Raw genomic sequence first — 16,306 nt, 5'->3', positions numbered from 1 at the left:
CCTCAGAACAATACGACGACAGTTGATCCTTGATCAACTGTCGTTTTTTTTGCAGTAGCACTGCCATCCCGGCTTCCTTGAATTTACCAAGATTGCTCGAATTTCGCACATGCTAAAATGGGCATATCATCGTTGAATAATATTACAACTAATTTACAACTTGGACATAGGTTATTAAGCCCTTTTCCTCTATCATTAATAGGGAAGAAATAATGTCTGCGAGGTAATAGGGATGGAAAAAATAATCATCATCGAAGATGACCCGGCGATTTCCGATCTGATCAGATTGAATCTTGAATTGGCTGGCTACGAATGCCAGCAGGCTTATAGCGGGCAAGACGCGCATAGTGTTCTTACGGATTTCACGCCCGATTTGGTGTTGCTGGATATCTCACTCCCGGATGTCGAAGGGTACGAGCTATTGGAGCGTTTCAAGAACATCGAAATACCGGTGATCTTCCTGACGGCCCGAAATGCCCTTGTTGATAAGGTGAAAGGGCTGAAAATGGGTGCTGATGACTATATCGTCAAGCCTTTCGAAGCGATGGAGTTACTCGCCAGAATCGAAGCCGTGCTTCGCCGTTACGGCAGAAAAAGCGAACGGATGGACTACGGAGGCCTCGAGATTCACCTGGAGGAGCGTGCGGTCAAGCGAGACGGTGTCATTGTTGAACTGACGATGAAGGAATACGAGCTGCTCCTGCTTCTCATTAATAACCGAAATAAAGCGCTATCCCGGGAAAAAATCCTTGAGCTCGTTTGGAGTTACGAGTATAGCGGCGAGACGAGGACCGTTGATATTCATATCCAAAAGCTGCGAAAAAAACTGGGATGGGAAGACCGGATAAAAACCGTATACAAATTCGGTTACCGGCTTGAGGTTCTCTTATGAAACTATGGTTGAAAGTGTTTTGGTGCACCTTCCTCCTGTTTGAGGTACTCTTCAACGCCTCTTCCTTTTACCTGATCACGCATAATTTCAATCAGAATCTAGTAAGGGAAGTCGATAGAGGCTTATCGGACCAGCATATTTTAACCGCTCAAATCGAAACGGACTGGTCGTATATCAACAATTTGAATCAGCTTTTAAATACCACAAAAGACGATCCAGCCGTTTTTTTGCAGAATAACGCTTCGAAATACCTGAAATCCTTTGATCCGAGCAACGTTTCCATTGAAATTAAGGATAATCGCGAACAAACGGTATTTACCGATTTCTCCGAAACGATTGCCGTCCCGAGACCGGAGCTTGAATTAGAAAATTCCGAGGGCAGAAAATACATCATTCGCAGCATCGGCCACAAGAGCGTTTTGTTTGTCGCCGGTGATCTCAACTTGAGCGGACGCGACTTCAAGCTTACGTACATCCTGGATTTGACTGGCATTTACGAGGACAAAAACGCTCAGATTCGAAATTTCATCAAGATCAATATCGTCATTACCATCGTCCTGGCCGCCGGCTTGTACAGCCTCATTTGGTTTCTCACACGTTCTGTCCGGATGCTCACCAGTTCCGCACAGACCATTGCTTCTGGTCAGTATACGCATCGCGTCAATGTGTTATCGAAGGACGAGATTGGGCTGCTGTCGGAACAATTCAACAAGATGGCTGAGGCAATCGAGGAAAAGGTCAATGCACTGGAGACTGCCGCCACGAACAAGCAGCGGTTTATTCATTACTTGACGCATGAATTAAAGACGCCGCTTACTTCCATTATCGGCTACGCCGATTTGCTCAGAACAACGACCTTTAATGAAGAGGTGTTTTACAAATCCCTCAATTATATATACAACGAAGGAAAACGGCTTGAAAGCCTTGCTTTTAAGCTCATGGATCTCATCCTCGTCGACAATAACAAGCCCAACATGACCGTCGAGGAGATACAGCAAGTATTCGAAGAGACTGCACAATTAATGAAGCCGCAGCTGGAAAAGAGGCAGGTGAAACTATCCATGTCTGCGGAAGCCTTGAGACTGCCTATGGAAAGAGATTTAATCAAAATCCTTTGCACCAACTTGATTGACAATTCCATCAAGGCTTCGAAGGCGGGGGACAGCATCTGGTTACGCGGGTATCAGACGGGAAACTTCCGCTATGTCATCGAAGTGCAAGACCAGGGAATCGGGATATCCGAGCAGGATATTCCGAACGTGTTTGAGCCGTTTTTCACGGTGGATCAGACCCGTTCGAAGACGAATCACGGAGCCGGATTAGGACTTGCCATTTGCTCCGAAATCGTTCGGCTTCATAAGGGAGAGTTAAATATTCAAAGCCGCGCAAACGTTGGAACCGTTATCCAAATCATCCTTCCCGGATTATACAACTAATTTACAACTTGCCGATAGTTCTGAAATATGGCGTTATTATAATGAAATTGTTAGTAGGAAATGCGCATTCCAAACGCAAATCACATATCCGGAGGGAATAACATGAAACTTCTCGAAGCGGTCAAAAGCAAAAAAATAACTGGAACAATCCTGGCGTCGGCACTCGTCATCGGAAGCTTTGGCACCATTACCGCATTCGCGGCTAACGGTAACGACGCGATTCCGAAAAATACGGTCATTACGGCGTCTGCACCAACTGACAAGCGTATTACATCAGACATAGCTCAGGGATCCATCGAACACAGTAAGGACACGTACTCGAGAACCGACGGCAGCCAGAACTTTACATTGGAACATTGGTATAACCCGCAAACGAAGGATTTCAGAACGGACATAATGGATTATTCATCCGATCACAAGCTGCTGCGCTATCAAAGCACGTACTATCTCAACGGCTTTAACGACATGGTCGTGATTCAACGGGACCAGAACGGTAATCCCGTAAGCGGTAAAATTCTGAAGAGAGCGGATGATCCGTCGGCATTCGAAAAATTGGATCAAAAAAATCTCGCTTTTAGCGGCGTTAAGGATAATTATAAAGCAAGCTATTGGACTTCCGTCGGCACCGAGCAAACGTCAGACGGAAAGACCCTGAATAAGGTCATGAACAGCTATCAGTCCAATATTAATGACAACACGCAGGCCAATATGCAGTACATCGTGTATCTCGATCAGGAATCCGGATTCCCGGTCAAGGAAGAGCTTTATGAGGATTCCACCGGCACCTTCAAGCTTTTCAGCAGCGATACAAACGAATACCAATACGTCTCGGATAACGGATCAATCTTCAATACAGGCGGGGTAACGCTCACTCCGGTTAAGACTTCCGGCGATGCTTTTGCAAAATAACAGGTTTCCGGTTTAAACTCAACGTTTGTTAACCATTATCTCGAAAAAAATAAACCATCATTCGATTTCGAATGATGGTTTATTTGTATCTATACCAAGAGGGGATCGGAGGATATTCGCGAATAATGATTATAACCTAATCTAATAGAATGAAGGTGCTTTAAGTTGAATTCCGACAAACCACAGCATCCGGATCCAACTCTCGTTAAAGTAATATCGCTAGCGGACTTTGGCGACGCAGAGTTTTTGAAGAATCATGCCGGGATGGCCATGCGGCTCGCACTCGAGGCAGCGGAATCGCAAGATGTCCCAATCATTCTGGACGTTCCTTTCGGAACGTATCATTTTTATCCTGAGCATGCAATTAAGGCGGCTTATCCCATTACCAATACAGCCAGCGAAGAGGAAAATCAGGACGTCACGAAAACAATCGCACTTCTGCTGAAGAGACTGCGCCAACTTACACTGGAGGGGAACGGGTCCCTTTTTATTGTCCATGGTAAACAAACGATGCTTCTGCTGGACGGCTGCGCGGATGTTGAAATTCGCAACCTGCGCTTCGATTATGCGGTACCGACCGTGACTGAGATGACCGTTGAGCATTGTGGTGTTCATAGTGTTGACGTTGTTGTGCATCCGGACTCGCACTATATATTGGAAGATGGTCATCTTACTTGGGTTGGAGAAGGATGGACATTTCGCGAAGGACCGGTACAACACTGCGGCTTGAACCAAAACAGCACATGGCGTGTGGATAATTGGCCAGCGCGGGCTAAAAGCATTGAGGAAATCGGCAGTCGCCGCCTTCGTTTTCATTTTGATGAAGATGCCATTCCGGATGTCCTGCCGGGGATAACCGTTCAGATGAGGGACGGTATACGTGACCAAGTCGGTGTCCTGATTGTGGAAAGTGAGAGGATACGAATGACCGACATGGGACTTCATTTCATGCATGGGCTAGGCGTTGTCGGCCAGTTCAGCGAGGAATTGACTTTCACGAACCTCGATATGACGCCACGTCCCGAGACCGGGAGAACGGTGGCGGGATTCGCCGATTTTCTTCATTTGTCTGGCTGTCGGGGCCTTATCTCTATTACAGGCAGCCGGTTTGCCGGAGCACACGACGATGCCATCAACATTCATGGCACATACTTGCGCATCGTCGGACAACCTGCGCCTGAACAAGTACAGGTTAGATTCATGCATCCGCAAACATATGGTTTCCGCGCTTTCTTTCCAGGGGACGAAATTGCCTTTGTTGATGCCAGCAGTCTTGCGTCATATGCTTTTGGCCAAATCGCGGCGGTGGAAATGCTGAATCCACGTGAGTTTCTCCTGACATTGGAGCAGCCTGTTCCACAAGTCCACGGGGCGCTTGATGTAATCGAGAATGTGACTTGGACGCCAGAAGTCATCATTGAGAGAAATCATTTTGCGAGAATACCAACACGGGGCATCTTGGCAACGTCACCACGAAAAACGGTCATACAGGACAACAGGTTTGAGAGCATATATATGAGCGCTATTCTGGTTGCGGCCGATGCGAATTCCTGGTATGAATCAGGCGCTGTCGGGGATTTGCGCATTACTAGCAATCAATTTGGCGCCTGCGGCGGGGAGGAGCATCCCGTTATTCGTATTGCTCCCGAGAATGAGTCTTCCACGGAACCGGTGCACCGCAACATTCGTATTGAGGACAACCGGTTCAGAACATCCCAGGCCGTGCTTCTATCGGCGCGAAGCACGGAGGGACTTGCCTTCTGCCGTAACGAGATTCTGCTTGAAGGAAGGGCCGTAAGTAAAGGAGGGTTACACCCTAGCGGGCTCTTCACGATGGAATGCTGCAGCGGCGTTCAAATGGAAGGTAACTCCATCATACTTTCAAAAGGATAACCCAGGAGGAATTTAGCGCGATGTCCCATGCCTCACCTGCGCATATAATGTGGTGGAGGTGGAAATCGATGGGGAGCAAATCGATTGCCGTGGTCGTATTAAGCGTCATATCGAGCGAGCAGTGCGTCTGAGAAGGGACATTTGGACATCCTTTTTGCTAAGATCGCTTTGCAGTTGGGGGGAAGTTTATGCGGAACAAACCTTCGCTCCCGGCGAAGTCGAGATTTTGTATCTGGATTAAAAGTCGCATGCGATATGCGGCTTTTTTGTATTCGCAGAAATATCCTATTATTTTTGCTAAATAGAATGGTTCTTCGCTTCACCACGGCGCGAGCGGGGTATATATCCATAAAATCGAAGTGGATTGCGAGTGTGACTTTCTATGGATTACGCATTGATTTCGCTGAAGCTCATCACGGGTTTCTTCGGTTTATGGTTCATGACGAAGCTGCTCGGTAAAAAAGAAATTTCCCAACTGACGCCGTTTGACTTCGTCTCGTCTCTTATGCTGAGCGAGCTTGTTGGCAATACGATCTACGACCGCGACGTGCATTTTTCGATGCTCATTTACGCTCTCGCGTTGTGGATGGCGCTGTCGCTTGCCTTGGAGAAAGCGGTTCAGGTTATGCCGTGGCTGTCGGTGCCGCTGAGCGGCAGACCGGATATCATTATTCGCAACGGCGAGATCGACGTTAAGGCGATGAAGCGGAATCGGTTGGACATGCATCAAGTCGGCATGCTGTTGAGGGAGCAAGGCGTCTTCACCGTGCGCGAAGTCGCCTTCGCGGTATTCGAACCGAACGGCAGCCTGAGCGTGATGAAAAAGCCGGGCGAAGAGCCCCCGACTCGAGCGGAGCTGCAGGTGCAGGAGCAGAAGGCCGGGCTGCCGCGCATTCTTATCGAACAAGGTACGCTGCAGCGCGCCGAGCTCAAGGAGATTGGCCGCAGTGAGGAATGGCTGCAGTCGCAGCTCGCGGAGCAGGGCGTCGACAGCATCAAGGCAGTCTACTATGCCGAATGGTCGGAGGAAGACGGCCTGCATATTCAACGGAAGGAGGCTGCGGGTTAAGGCGGCCAAAGCGTCATTCATGTTGACCGGAAAGACGGGAACCTTGAACAAAGGTGCCCGTTTCTTTCGGGTCTGTTTGTGTACAGAATTCCCGTGATAGGAAAACACTTAACTTTAGTTAATATACTTCTAGTATTTTTCTCAGTAAGCTTTATTGGTCATGAGTAATTCGCTCTTGACGCATTTCCTATTTTGCAGATTCAAAGGAGAGATTTCATGGCAGATTATACGGAGCATTATCTAAAGGATTCGAGCCCCTGGAGAGGTTCGTCCCCTACGACCGGCTGTTATTACAACGATTACGCATTCCTCTTCTACATGCAGCGCATCGCGCAGCATTCCGGTCACGAGACAAGGATCGCCTCTACGAAGGCACGGTCAACCGGATCGGGCATCGAGGTGATCTGGTCGAACAAGCCCGTCATCCCGAATCAGCCAGTCTCTTGGCAGGGGAATGCAGACGTAATGTCGATCGCCGCATGCACGCACGCCGGCGTCATGTACGTCTTCTTCTCGAATCGAGGCGGACAGGTTGCGCGTACTTGGACGATCGATGGAGAGAAGTGGGCTGAGCCGGTCTATTTCGACAACTTCACGGTGTACGGTGACCGCCAGATTTCGGCTGCGTCCATTGGCCAGCGCATGTTTGTTTTCGGCAGCCACAAGCAAGGCGGCGAAGACAAGGCCGCCGTGGCCTGGTCGGATGACGGTCAGATTTGGGGCAGCGAAATACGCGGGGAATGGACGAATGTCGGCAATGTCAGCGTCTGCGCGTTTGTCGATGCAGCCGGCGCGCCGCGCCTGATGTACGCAATGGCCTCGAAGCACTGGAATGTCTGGGGCGGCATCTATAGCTACGTGGCAGGCGGCCCGGGATCGGGACTGCGCATCACGGACATAGTCGAGCACGCGGAGTTTCACGGATCTGCGGAGTTCGTGGCCGTCGCCGCGGGATCGGCCAAAGGCGGCAATACCGGGCAGATTCTGCAAATGATCGTCAACGGCTGGCATGGAAAGACGTGGGCCGGCTGGAAGCCGCAACAGAAGAAGGAGTACGGCATCGCGTCCGACACCTGGTACGACGCCAAGACACTTGGCGAGGGCTACACGCGTTACCCGCTGTGGGCACACTTCGGTGCGTTTACGTACGTGCAAGCCGTCTCGGCGACGGAGCTGCGCCAGGAAATTTGGTACGTTTTCAATTACTATAACGCGCAGTCATCACTCTACGTCGCTCGCTGGGAGTCGGACGAACTTGTGCGCGACGATTCCTCGACGTTGCAGCTGCCGGTGAGTCGCGAATTTCGCTCGCTCCTCGGCGTTGTTGAAGGCCCGCCGCCCTATGTTCTCAACGGGCAGCCGTTCCGCGATAGTGTCGCGCGCTTCCAGTTCGGTTATACCACGTCTATGCAGACGTCCGTCTCGGCTACGATCAAGATCGGCGTACAACTAAAGATCGGAGGCAAGTCCAGTGACAAAGCATTCCCGCTCCTCGGATCGTTCCAACTCGGCGCGGAGCTAACGGGCAAGACGCAGACCTCCACCGAGGTCTCACAGACGTTCGAGAAGAAGCTCATCGGGTTAGGTGTAAGCCATGTTCCAGTGGCATCTATAACCGAAGAAGCCTCTATGCGTAATAAATTGCCATGCTGCTCATATTCGATAATAAAAACGGCAAGATCCCGGCCAGCTGTCTTCATTTTATCGAATCCTTTTCGATAGATGGCTTTAACCGATGATTGAAGATGAATAAAGGATTGTAATTGTTTTAGCTGAGATAGTGGTAACAGGTACTCATTAACTAATTCCAGCCCCGTAGGCATGTGATCTTTTGCTGGAGCGTGCCACCCAGACTCCATAAGGAGCTCCTTAGCAGCTGAATCCATGTTGAACTCCCATGGAGAAAACATTCTTACATGTTTCCAGCTAAGTACAGAGGAAGCGATCTGAGCGCCTTTTTCAAATAAAATAAAGGGCATGTTTCTCTTCACAAGCTGAGCTGCAGCGGCTAATGCTATTGGACCTCCACCTATAATAGCTGTTGGCAATGTTATACTCATTTTTCATTTTCTCCTCCATTAATATTTGCAATTTGCAAGTATAGATAAAGATGTAAACCTCCATTATTTTGGAGGTATACAACAAGCTGGTGATTTTTGCACAGCATCATTAAACAATTGAATGGATCGCAGCACCGTTTCTCGTTCAAATTCACTCATCGTGGAAAGGACGCCGTTAAGCTGAGTATTTACGGTTAGGTTAATCGCATTTTCAATACGTAAGCCTTCAGGCGTTAGTGATAAAATATGAATACGATTATCGGAAGGAAGAGGGGTTTTCTTCAATAATCCTTTATCAGATAAGGTTTTAACCTGTCTGCTGAAAGTAGTGATGTCCATCCCAAGAGCTCCTGCAATATCCTGCATGGAGGGATTATGCTGTCGATTAACTTCATATAGGATGTGACTTTGTACAAGAGATACCTCTTGGCCACAACAGGCGTCGCAGCATTGTTCATTTAACAAACCGAAATTTCGGGATAGGATCTGAAACATATTTCTGACATTTTCCATTTGCATGACCTCCTGAGTAAGTTATAACATCATTATTTGCAATTTGCAAATAATTAGGTATAATCAGTTTTACATTTATCGGAGAGGTTTTTTATAAGTTGCCTCGTCCCTTTAAAAGGTTCCTATGGAAGGCCGGTTCAGTAACGGTTCCTATTGCACACTTTTTGAAGCCTCTCGTGGAAGAGAAGGTTCCAAAGCTTTCTAATATGACGGTTAACCGGGCAAGTATAGAAAACAACAAAGTACAACTAAAGTTTACTAATGGTGATGAAACATATGCTGATCATATTATCTTAGCGTCAGGGTTTCATATTCATTTGGATAAGTTGCCTTTTCTTGAAGACCGTTTAAAAAGAAAGATTATCAGAGAGAAAGGTCATTCCGCATTTCCGAAGCTAAATCAGAACTTTGAAAGCAATCTAAAAGGGCTATACTTTGCAGGACCTTTATCTGCACATAGTCATGGTCCTACTTTTCGATTTATTCTAGGGTTGGGCAAAGCTTCGAGAACTATTGTCCGTTCGATATCCAAACAGGAGGCAAACTAATGTCGGAGATACTCGTGAGGCACGCAACTCCATTGGATATTCAGGGGATTCTAACCCTATACAATCAAGGAATTGAAGATCGTATTGCCACTTTAGAAGTCGAACCAAAAGACATCAGCTATATGGAAGGTTGGTTCAATAGCCGTAGTGCACGATATTCCGTTCTTGTTGCTGTTGAAGGCGCTGCTGTTGTGGGCTGGGCATCCTTAAATAAATATTCTCTTCGTTCCGCATATGATGGTGTTGCAGACTTGTCGATTTACATTGAAAGAGAACATAGAGGGATAGGCATTGGAAGCATGCTGCTAACGAAACTTGAAGAGGTTACTTTATGTAGTGGTTTTTATAAAATACTTCTTTTTACTTTTCCATTCAACGGTCTAGGTCAAGGATTATACCGTAAACTTGGGTATCGCGAAGTAGGAATCTTTTATAAACAGGGGATAATAGACGGCAATTTTGTCGATGTAATGGCTATGGAAAAGATACTGAGATTGGAAGATGTAACCAAATAGAAATCCTAGGGCTGCATAATTTTAACCAGGCCTACACACTCTAGATATAATCTGTACGGAAAGGGTGTGTCAATAAATGTCAAATAATGAAAACTATAACCATAACCAGCATGATCAAACCGATAATAACGGGCAGCGACAAAATGATGTTCATGGCGGCGAGTTTCGTAATGGACGTCTAAGCCAGATCAAGAATAATAATCCTGATGGTGAAGCTGTGGAAAATGAGTTCTTAAGCAAAAAAGAACAATAATAGCAATAACGAACATATACGAGCAGGAACGTTGCAATAGAAACAGTAAAAAAAGAACCTTCAAAATCCACTAATGGATTTGAAGGTTCTTTTTGCTGTGCGCAATCGGGCAGGATACCTCCAATTTATGTAGAATAAAATACTGTGGTGTGAAATACAACGATTAGCGCTGGAAAATGTAAGGGGGTACATATGCGCACTTTAGGGCAGATGAACGTTGATGTTATTACAATATTTGCAGAAGATTTGCAAAGAGTGAAGAAGTTCTATCAAGAAGTATTTGAATTTACCGCTGTATATGAAGACGACGTATCTGCGGTATTCAACTTCGGAAATATGAGCATTAATCTCCTGGATATTTCCCAGGCATATGGCCTTATCCATCCCGGAACAGTCGCAAGCCAAGAATCCGGATCACGTTTCCAGTTTACCATTCGGGTGGATGATGTGGATGCGATATGTAACGAATTAGATACACGGGGAGTTGCTCTTCTTAACGGTCCAGTGGACCGTCCGTGGGGAGTGCGTACGGCAGCCTTCACAGATCCGGCAGGACATATCTGGGAGATTGCACAGCAATTGACTTAGACGTAATTGCCCCCGCCTATTGGTAGGGGAGATAAGCGAAGGAAATAAATCCGGACAGACAAGGAGAACGAACACATGAAGATTGATCTTACCGGGAAAGTAGCCTTGGTGACGGGAGCGACGGGTGAGCTCGGCCGAGTTATCGCTCTTACGCTCGCGGAAAGCGGCGCAGATATCGCTTTGCATTACCATAGCAATGAAGCCAAAGCAGCTGAATTGAAGAGCGCGATCGAGGCACTTGGAAGGCGCGCAGCTTCCATCAAAGCCGACGTGACGAAGCAGGATTCCATCGAAGCGCTGAAGCAAACCGTCGAATCGAGCTTGGGTCATGTAGACATTGTCGTGGCAAACGCGGTCGTCCAGTACAAATGGACTTCCGTGCTGGAACAGCCGGCCGAGGACTACGCGAGTCAATTCGAGTCCTGCGTCATGCAGAGCGTTTATCTGGCAAAAGCCTTCATTCCGGCCATGATCGAGAAGAAGGACGGACGCTTCATCGGCATAAATACGGAGTGCTCGATGCAGAATTTCCCGACGCAATCGGCTTACGTGGCGGGCAAAAGAGGCATGGACGGCGTTTATCGAGTGCTGGCAAAGGAAGTCGGCGAACATCAAATTACGGTCAACCAGGTTGCCCCAGGGTGGACGATCAGCGAACGAGAGCGTACGAATGGTTTGGATGAAAGCGAAGGTTATGTCAAGAACGTTCCGCTCAAAAGACGCGGCACCGATCAGGAGATCGCGAATGCTGTCGCGTTCCTGGCTTCGGACTTGGCCAGCTTCATCACAGGAGCTTATATTCCGGTCAATGGCGGCAACGTCATGCCGGGGATATAATCGAGAAGTGGCAGACAACACTTGGCGGCAGCTGATTATCAGCTGCCGCTGTTGTTTTGTAGTAACTAAATTTAGGTGCGTAATACGCCAGAAAGGACGACTACATGGCAATTGAAGCCATGTAGCCGTCCTTTCTCCATGTTCCCATCGGCTTAGAGCAGGGAAGCAGTTAGTTGTTCTCGACCGGACCCGCGTCCAAGATATCCTGCAGGCGCTCTTGCAAGTCATCCGTGCATTCTCCGCCATGGTAGGCGATTATTTTGGAGAGATCCAGCGTTTGAAATTTAGCGATGGATTGCAGCGCCGTGGCTTGATCCGGCGTATAGACCGGGCTGTATGACTGCAGGATGCCGTCTTGTGCCCTTAAGGCATCGCCGGCGATTAAGGTCTTGCTCGGAATATGGTAGAAGGACGTGTGATCCGGCGTATGGCCGGGAGTAAACACCGCGCGGATACCTCCGGCAAAAGGCAGAATATCGCCGTCTTGCAAGGCGACGTCGACTTTGACTGGCGTTCTGACGAGCTTCTTGCTCTTGTCGAGGGGGATTTCCCCCGCCAAGTAAGGGATGGCGACTTCATGAGCATACACTTGAACCCGGTCTCCAAAGGCTTGTACCAAATCGGGCAAACTGCCGATATGATCCGAATCTTGATGGGTAATGAGGATTTTGGTCAGCTTCTCGAACGGAATCCCCGCTTCTTGGAACGCGGAGCGAATCATCTCCATCTGGCCAGGAAGTCCGGCATCGACGAGAACGACGTCATGAGCGTCCCAGAGGACGGTCAGAAAGAAAGGGTTGTTGCGATTTTCCATGGTAAGTTGAATGGTCATGATGCCTACGCCCGATTGAACCAAGTCGATCACCGCCTTATTAGAATGGATACGATCTAATTATTCCTCTATGTCCAAAGTAAATCAATCTCTTTCTGGCTGGAAGATGAGAAACGAGAATCTGCGGCCAGGCCACGAAGGATGAAGCATGTTTGCGAAAAGAAGCCTGCGGCCTGCTTGTCAAGCGGGAGCCGCGGGCTTCTTCTCGCGATGATTGGGTCAGGCGCCTTTGGCGCTGCCCGGTTGGCGTGAAAGGGGATTGCTTTACAGGTTGATTTTCCCTGCGCGAGCCTCCTTATGCGCTGCCCGGGAAGCCGCTCCGACGCGGAAGTAGCCGAATGCTGCAGCCGACATGAGCGCGGCGACGGCTACTCCAGCGGCCCCAATCCAGGTGATGGCGGTCAGCGAAGCGCCTTCCACGACGATGCCGCCGATGCCCGCGCCGGCTGCCATGGCCAGTTGCACGACGGAGCTGTTAAGGCTAAGCATGATACTGGTCGCTTCTGGCGCGAGCGAGATCAGATGATACTGCTGCGTCGGGCCGGACGACCAAGCGGAGAAGGACCAGAGCATGAGCAGCGGGAACATTAGTCCCGGCGAATGGGCAGCGAATGAAATCACGACCAGCCAGGCTGCGTGGAACAACATGCCGGTCACCAGCGTGCGCTTAAATCCCCAACGATCGGTGCCGAAGCCGCCAAGCTTGGAGCCGATCAGACTGGCGATGCCAAACGCGAGCAGCGCGATACTGACGAATTTCTCGCTCATGCCCGTAATATCAAGCAGAAAGGGGGAAATATACGTGTAGGTAATAGAATAGCCGCCGAGCCAGAAGAACGTAATGCCGAGCGCGACGACGATTTTCGGATTCTTGAGCAGCTTCAGTTGATCCCGCAGCGGTACCGGCTGCTCGCCGTCCGTCTTCGGAATCGCGAAGGCGATGAGCAGCAGCGCGAGCAGGCCGAGCAGGCCGATGCCACCGAAAACCACATTCCAGTCATAGGCGGAAGCGACTAGCCGGCCGAGTGGTACGCCGACGATCAGCGCTGTACTGAAACCCATGACGAGCGTGGCGATGGCGCTGCCCTGCTTCTCCGCCGGTGCGAGCTTCGCGGCGACCGTGAGCGCCGTCACGACGAACACGCCGCTGCTAAGCGCTACAATAACGCGGGAAACAATAAGGGCGCTGAAGCCGGAGAAGAAGTAGGCCGCGACGTTGCCAACGATGAAGACCGAGAGTGCATATAGCATTAGCTTTTTGCGGTCGACTTTGGCAGCGGCCGCCATCAGGAACGGTGTTCCGAACCCGTAAGCAAGGGAGAAAACGGTGATCAGCTGACCCGCCGCCGCGACTGAGACACCGATATCATTGGATACCTTATCCAAAATGCCGGCAATGATGAATTCGGATGTGCCGACGAGAAAGCTGACTAAAGCCAGCATATAAATTTTTAAATTGTATGACAAACGTTCCAGCTCCTTATCCGTATCTCTCTTTATAAATATTTTATATTTCTAAATATATCGAAATATAGGACGAAAAAAAAACGGCTACCCCAGTAGATAAGGGGCGTACTTCCCCGCGACTTCTTTGTTGACGCTGTAATAAATGTACGTGCCGTCTTTGCGCAGCGTGAGCAGGCCGCAATCCGTAAGCTGCTTCAAGTGATGCGACAGCGTGGATCCGGCAACGGACTCAAGCTTGCTGCCGATTTCGGAGCAGCAGAGATTCTTCTCTTCTGTAAGAAGCATCGCTATTTTGATCCGGGTCGGCTCTCCGAGTGCTTTGTATACTTTCACTGCCCGTTTGACTTCCTCGTTATCCTCGACCATGGGTTCTCACCGCCTTTGCCAATCTATTTCGAAAACTATGGAATCAAGGATAACACAACCCGGCAGCGGATGTAAATGGGCGATTCAGGCCAACATTCACTAAGGGGGCTGATTAATTGTGGAGATAGAAATAAAGGATTAGCTGCAGCGACGTGCGGAAAGTCGTGGAAGATGATTTTTAAATATGTTTTTATCCATTCTGAGAATAATAAGCGCATTATTGATGAAAAATAATTGAGCTTGTTACTTTAACTTGAAGAGAGGTAAAAAAGATGAAGAAGTGGTTAGCGTTTTTTGGCCTTGCAGCCTGCTTGATGATGTTTTCCGCTATTCCAGCTTTTGCCGACAATATGACAAGGATGGATAACACGCCAGGCAATGAAATACGTCACGAAGTCAATAAAGGAATTAACGCAACAAACCGCACGTTGGGCACGGATATGAATCGTATTGATAACGGGAATACGGTGCGTACGAACAACTACAAGGCAAATGCCGCAGACGATAATGATTTCGATTGGGGATGGCTTGGTCTCCTTGGTTTGCTGGGTCTTGCCGGCATGAGAAACCGTGGCCGCGATCGCGCATAAATGGTTGACAGAGCTTAATTAAGAAGTACAACGGCTTTCGATCCTGAAAAGGATCAATTGCCGTTTTTTATTGCTTGGAGGCTGTTCGAGATGAATAGATTCCACGGGCAGAAGATTTCAGGTTGACCGGCTTGCAAACATCCTGTAAAATTTTGTTAAGTGAACCCTTTAGGGTAATGAGCTTACTTAAAGGCAAGGGGATGATTTATCCATGATTCATCAGCTTGAATGTCCGGTGGAGACAATCCTTCATGTGCTAGGCGGCAAATGGAAACCATTGATATTATGGCATTTGATACAATCCAATAAGCGATTCAACGATCTGGAAAAATTGATACCTGATGCTTCTCAAAAAATGCTTTCGCAACATCTACGGGACTTGGAACGAGAGGGCATAATCGATAGAACGGTCTACCCAACCGTCCCTCCAAAAGTAGAATACTCCCTTAGTGAATATGGCAAAACATTAATTCCTGTAGCAGAAGTCATGTGCGCATGGGGAGAAAACCATAATAAACGGAAATATGAAGAGTCTGCTTCTTAAAGCTGGTTAATTCATTTTCACGCTAATTCAAGGATTCATAATAAAAGCTGCCTGGATTTTCCCAGGCAGCTTTTGTTATTTACAGTCCATCTTCCTTTACGATTTTCGCTGTGGACGAACAGGGATAACCCTTCCTGCTTAAAACTTACTTTTAAGTAAGGACCCTACATTAAAGTGGGTTCTTATCAAGATTTTTAAACGATGCTAAGCTTGAGTCAATCCAGAGATGAAATATCGGGAGTCATAATAAAAGGAGGAAAAACGATGAAAATTATTGTTTTTGGAGCAACGGGAAATACGGGGAGAAGAGCGCTGGAGCAAGGGTGTAAAATGGGACATGAAATGACCGCATTCGTACGAAACTCCGAGAAGTTTTATGAACAGCAAGGAGAGCGTTCCGCCAAAGATGTGAAGGTGATCGTGGACGATATCATCAACCCGGTAAGCGTCTGCGAGGCGCTCTCGCATCAAGACGCCGCTATTATTGCTGCTGGCCATGCAGGTCAAGGAGATGAGTTCGTTCGTCTCGTTGATAACATCATAAGCCAATGTGAGATCAACCCTAGTTTTTCCGGCAGGGTATGGGTAATGGGAGGGGCCGGCTTGCTGGATATTCCATATACCGACCTCATTGGCAATAATCTGCCCGGCTTCCCGCCCGCGTTTAAAACTCACAACCTGAATTATGAACGGCTGCAGAAGTCTGAGCTCGATTGGTCCATGATGTGTCCGGGAACTATGATTGAATCGACAGAGCCTCCGGTGTCGGTTCATCTGAATGTGACAACGGAAACCTTGCCCATATCCATTCCACGGACGATCGAGGAATTTTCCGAGGCCGAAATAGCCGGTTACTTGTTCAGCCGGCTTCAAGAGCTGGATGTTGCTTATGATGTTGTCGTGAAATGCATGCTGGACCATATCGAGCTAGGAGGGCCCTTTAAGAAGAAAAGGGTCGGACTCGCCTATCAAAGCGATATTCCGCTAAGCTAAG

At 48.4% G+C, this 16,306-nt stretch carries 19 protein-coding genes; 13 read left to right on the top strand and 6 right to left on the bottom strand.

Annotation, left to right across the window (positions count from 1 at the left end):
• Positions 1-232: 232 nt before the first annotated feature.
• The 5 genes from BM200_RS05415 to BM200_RS05390 all read left to right on the top strand — a co-directional run bounded on the left by BM200_RS05415 (position 233) and on the right by BM200_RS05390 (position 6,199).
• The gene (locus BM200_RS05415) at positions 233-892 is read left to right on the top strand and encodes a response regulator transcription factor (protein WP_091182180.1); all 660 of its coding nucleotides are present in this window, start codon (positions 233-235) and stop codon (positions 890-892) included.
• Entirely contained in the window at positions 889-2,328 is a 1,440-nt protein-coding gene (locus BM200_RS05410; protein ID WP_091182178.1) for a sensor histidine kinase, read from the top strand. Before BM200_RS05415 ends, BM200_RS05410 begins: the two co-directional genes overlap by 4 nt.
• A 102-nt stretch (positions 2,329-2,430) precedes the next feature.
• Positions 2,431-3,237: a hypothetical protein gene (locus tag BM200_RS05405; protein ID WP_091182176.1), complete on the top strand. Its 807-nt coding sequence runs from the start codon at positions 2,431-2,433 to the stop codon at positions 3,235-3,237.
• Positions 3,238-3,402: 165 nt separating this feature from the next.
• Positions 3,403-5,130 carry an alpha-1,3-galactosidase-related protein gene (locus BM200_RS05400; protein WP_091182175.1) on the top strand — a complete coding sequence of 576 codons (1,728 nt, stop codon included), beginning with the start codon at positions 3,403-3,405 and terminating at the stop codon, positions 5,128-5,130.
• Between the two features lie 382 nt (positions 5,131-5,512).
• On the top strand, positions 5,513-6,199 hold the full coding sequence (locus tag BM200_RS05390) for a YetF domain-containing protein (protein ID WP_091182172.1): 687 nt from the start codon (positions 5,513-5,515) through the stop codon (positions 6,197-6,199).
• 378 nt (positions 6,200-6,577) lie between these two features.
• Here the strand turns inward: BM200_RS05390 and BM200_RS05385 are convergent, their stop codons facing one another.
• The 3 genes from BM200_RS05385 to BM200_RS05375 all read right to left on the bottom strand — a co-directional run bounded on the left by BM200_RS05385 (position 6,578) and on the right by BM200_RS05375 (position 8,772).
• Complete coding sequence (locus BM200_RS05385) at positions 6,578-7,210, bottom strand: hypothetical protein (RefSeq protein ID WP_139230752.1); 633 nt, start codon at positions 7,208-7,210, stop codon at positions 6,578-6,580.
• 383 nt (positions 7,211-7,593) lie between these two features.
• Complete coding sequence (locus BM200_RS05380) at positions 7,594-8,259, bottom strand: NAD(P)-binding domain-containing protein (protein ID WP_091182168.1); 666 nt, start codon at positions 8,257-8,259, stop codon at positions 7,594-7,596.
• 63 nt (positions 8,260-8,322) lie between these two features.
• Positions 8,323-8,772, bottom strand: coding sequence for a MarR family winged helix-turn-helix transcriptional regulator (locus BM200_RS05375; protein ID WP_091182165.1), 450 nt, complete (start codon positions 8,770-8,772; stop codon positions 8,323-8,325).
• Between the two features lie 176 nt (positions 8,773-8,948).
• Between BM200_RS05375 and BM200_RS05370 the strand changes: the two genes are divergently transcribed.
• From BM200_RS05370 to BM200_RS05355, 5 genes are all read left to right on the top strand, one after another.
• A complete protein-coding gene (locus tag BM200_RS05370) occupies positions 8,949-9,320 on the top strand; it encodes an NAD(P)/FAD-dependent oxidoreductase (RefSeq protein ID WP_139230751.1) in 372 nt (123 codons plus the stop codon).
• Positions 9,320-9,835, top strand: coding sequence for an arsinothricin resistance N-acetyltransferase ArsN1 family A (locus BM200_RS05365; RefSeq protein ID WP_091182161.1), 516 nt, complete (start codon positions 9,320-9,322; stop codon positions 9,833-9,835). The genes BM200_RS05370 and BM200_RS05365 overlap by 1 nt, the downstream gene beginning before the upstream one ends.
• Positions 9,836-9,911: 76 nt before the next feature.
• Positions 9,912-10,088, top strand: coding sequence for a hypothetical protein (locus tag BM200_RS29885; RefSeq protein ID WP_175532734.1), 177 nt, complete (start codon positions 9,912-9,914; stop codon positions 10,086-10,088).
• A 192-nt stretch (positions 10,089-10,280) separates the two neighbouring features.
• Entirely contained in the window at positions 10,281-10,676 is a 396-nt protein-coding gene (locus tag BM200_RS05360) for a VOC family protein (RefSeq protein ID WP_091182158.1), read from the top strand.
• 75 nt (positions 10,677-10,751) lie between these two features.
• Positions 10,752-11,513, top strand: a complete 762-nt coding sequence (locus BM200_RS05355; protein WP_091182156.1) for an SDR family NAD(P)-dependent oxidoreductase — start codon at positions 10,752-10,754, stop codon at positions 11,511-11,513.
• A gap of 169 nt (positions 11,514-11,682) precedes the next feature.
• On the opposite strand, the gene BM200_RS05350 is transcribed toward BM200_RS05355, so the two are convergent.
• The 3 genes from BM200_RS05350 to BM200_RS05340 all read right to left on the bottom strand — a co-directional run bounded on the left by BM200_RS05350 (position 11,683) and on the right by BM200_RS05340 (position 14,178).
• The gene (locus tag BM200_RS05350) at positions 11,683-12,369 is read right to left on the bottom strand and encodes an MBL fold metallo-hydrolase (protein ID WP_175532733.1); all 687 of its coding nucleotides are present in this window, start codon (positions 12,367-12,369) and stop codon (positions 11,683-11,685) included.
• A gap of 240 nt (positions 12,370-12,609) precedes the next feature.
• Positions 12,610-13,812 carry an MFS transporter gene (locus BM200_RS05345; protein WP_091182154.1) on the bottom strand — a complete coding sequence of 401 codons (1,203 nt, stop codon included), beginning with the start codon at positions 13,810-13,812 and terminating at the stop codon, positions 12,610-12,612.
• A gap of 84 nt (positions 13,813-13,896) precedes the next feature.
• On the bottom strand, positions 13,897-14,178 hold the full coding sequence (locus BM200_RS05340) for an ArsR/SmtB family transcription factor (protein ID WP_091182152.1): 282 nt from the start codon (positions 14,176-14,178) through the stop codon (positions 13,897-13,899).
• A gap of 272 nt (positions 14,179-14,450) precedes the next feature.
• Here BM200_RS05340 and BM200_RS05335 point away from each other — a divergent pair, with 272 nt between their 5' ends.
• The 3 genes from BM200_RS05335 to BM200_RS05325 all read left to right on the top strand — a co-directional run bounded on the left by BM200_RS05335 (position 14,451) and on the right by BM200_RS05325 (position 16,305).
• Positions 14,451-14,768, top strand: coding sequence for a WGxxGxxG family protein (locus tag BM200_RS05335; protein ID WP_091182149.1), 318 nt, complete (start codon positions 14,451-14,453; stop codon positions 14,766-14,768).
• 211 nt (positions 14,769-14,979) lie between these two features.
• Positions 14,980-15,312: a winged helix-turn-helix transcriptional regulator gene (locus BM200_RS05330; RefSeq protein WP_091182148.1), complete on the top strand. Its 333-nt coding sequence runs from the start codon at positions 14,980-14,982 to the stop codon at positions 15,310-15,312.
• 264 nt (positions 15,313-15,576) lie between these two features.
• Positions 15,577-16,305, top strand: coding sequence for an NAD(P)-dependent oxidoreductase (locus BM200_RS05325; protein WP_091182145.1), 729 nt, complete (start codon positions 15,577-15,579; stop codon positions 16,303-16,305).
• Position 16,306: the final 1 nt, after the last annotated feature.

Origin of the sequence: Paenibacillus catalpae, assembly GCF_900112695.1 — a bacterium.
GTDB classification, from domain to species: Bacteria; Bacillota; Bacilli; order Paenibacillales; family Paenibacillaceae; genus Pristimantibacillus; species Pristimantibacillus catalpae.
This window is presented reverse-complemented; position numbering and strand designations above follow the sequence as displayed.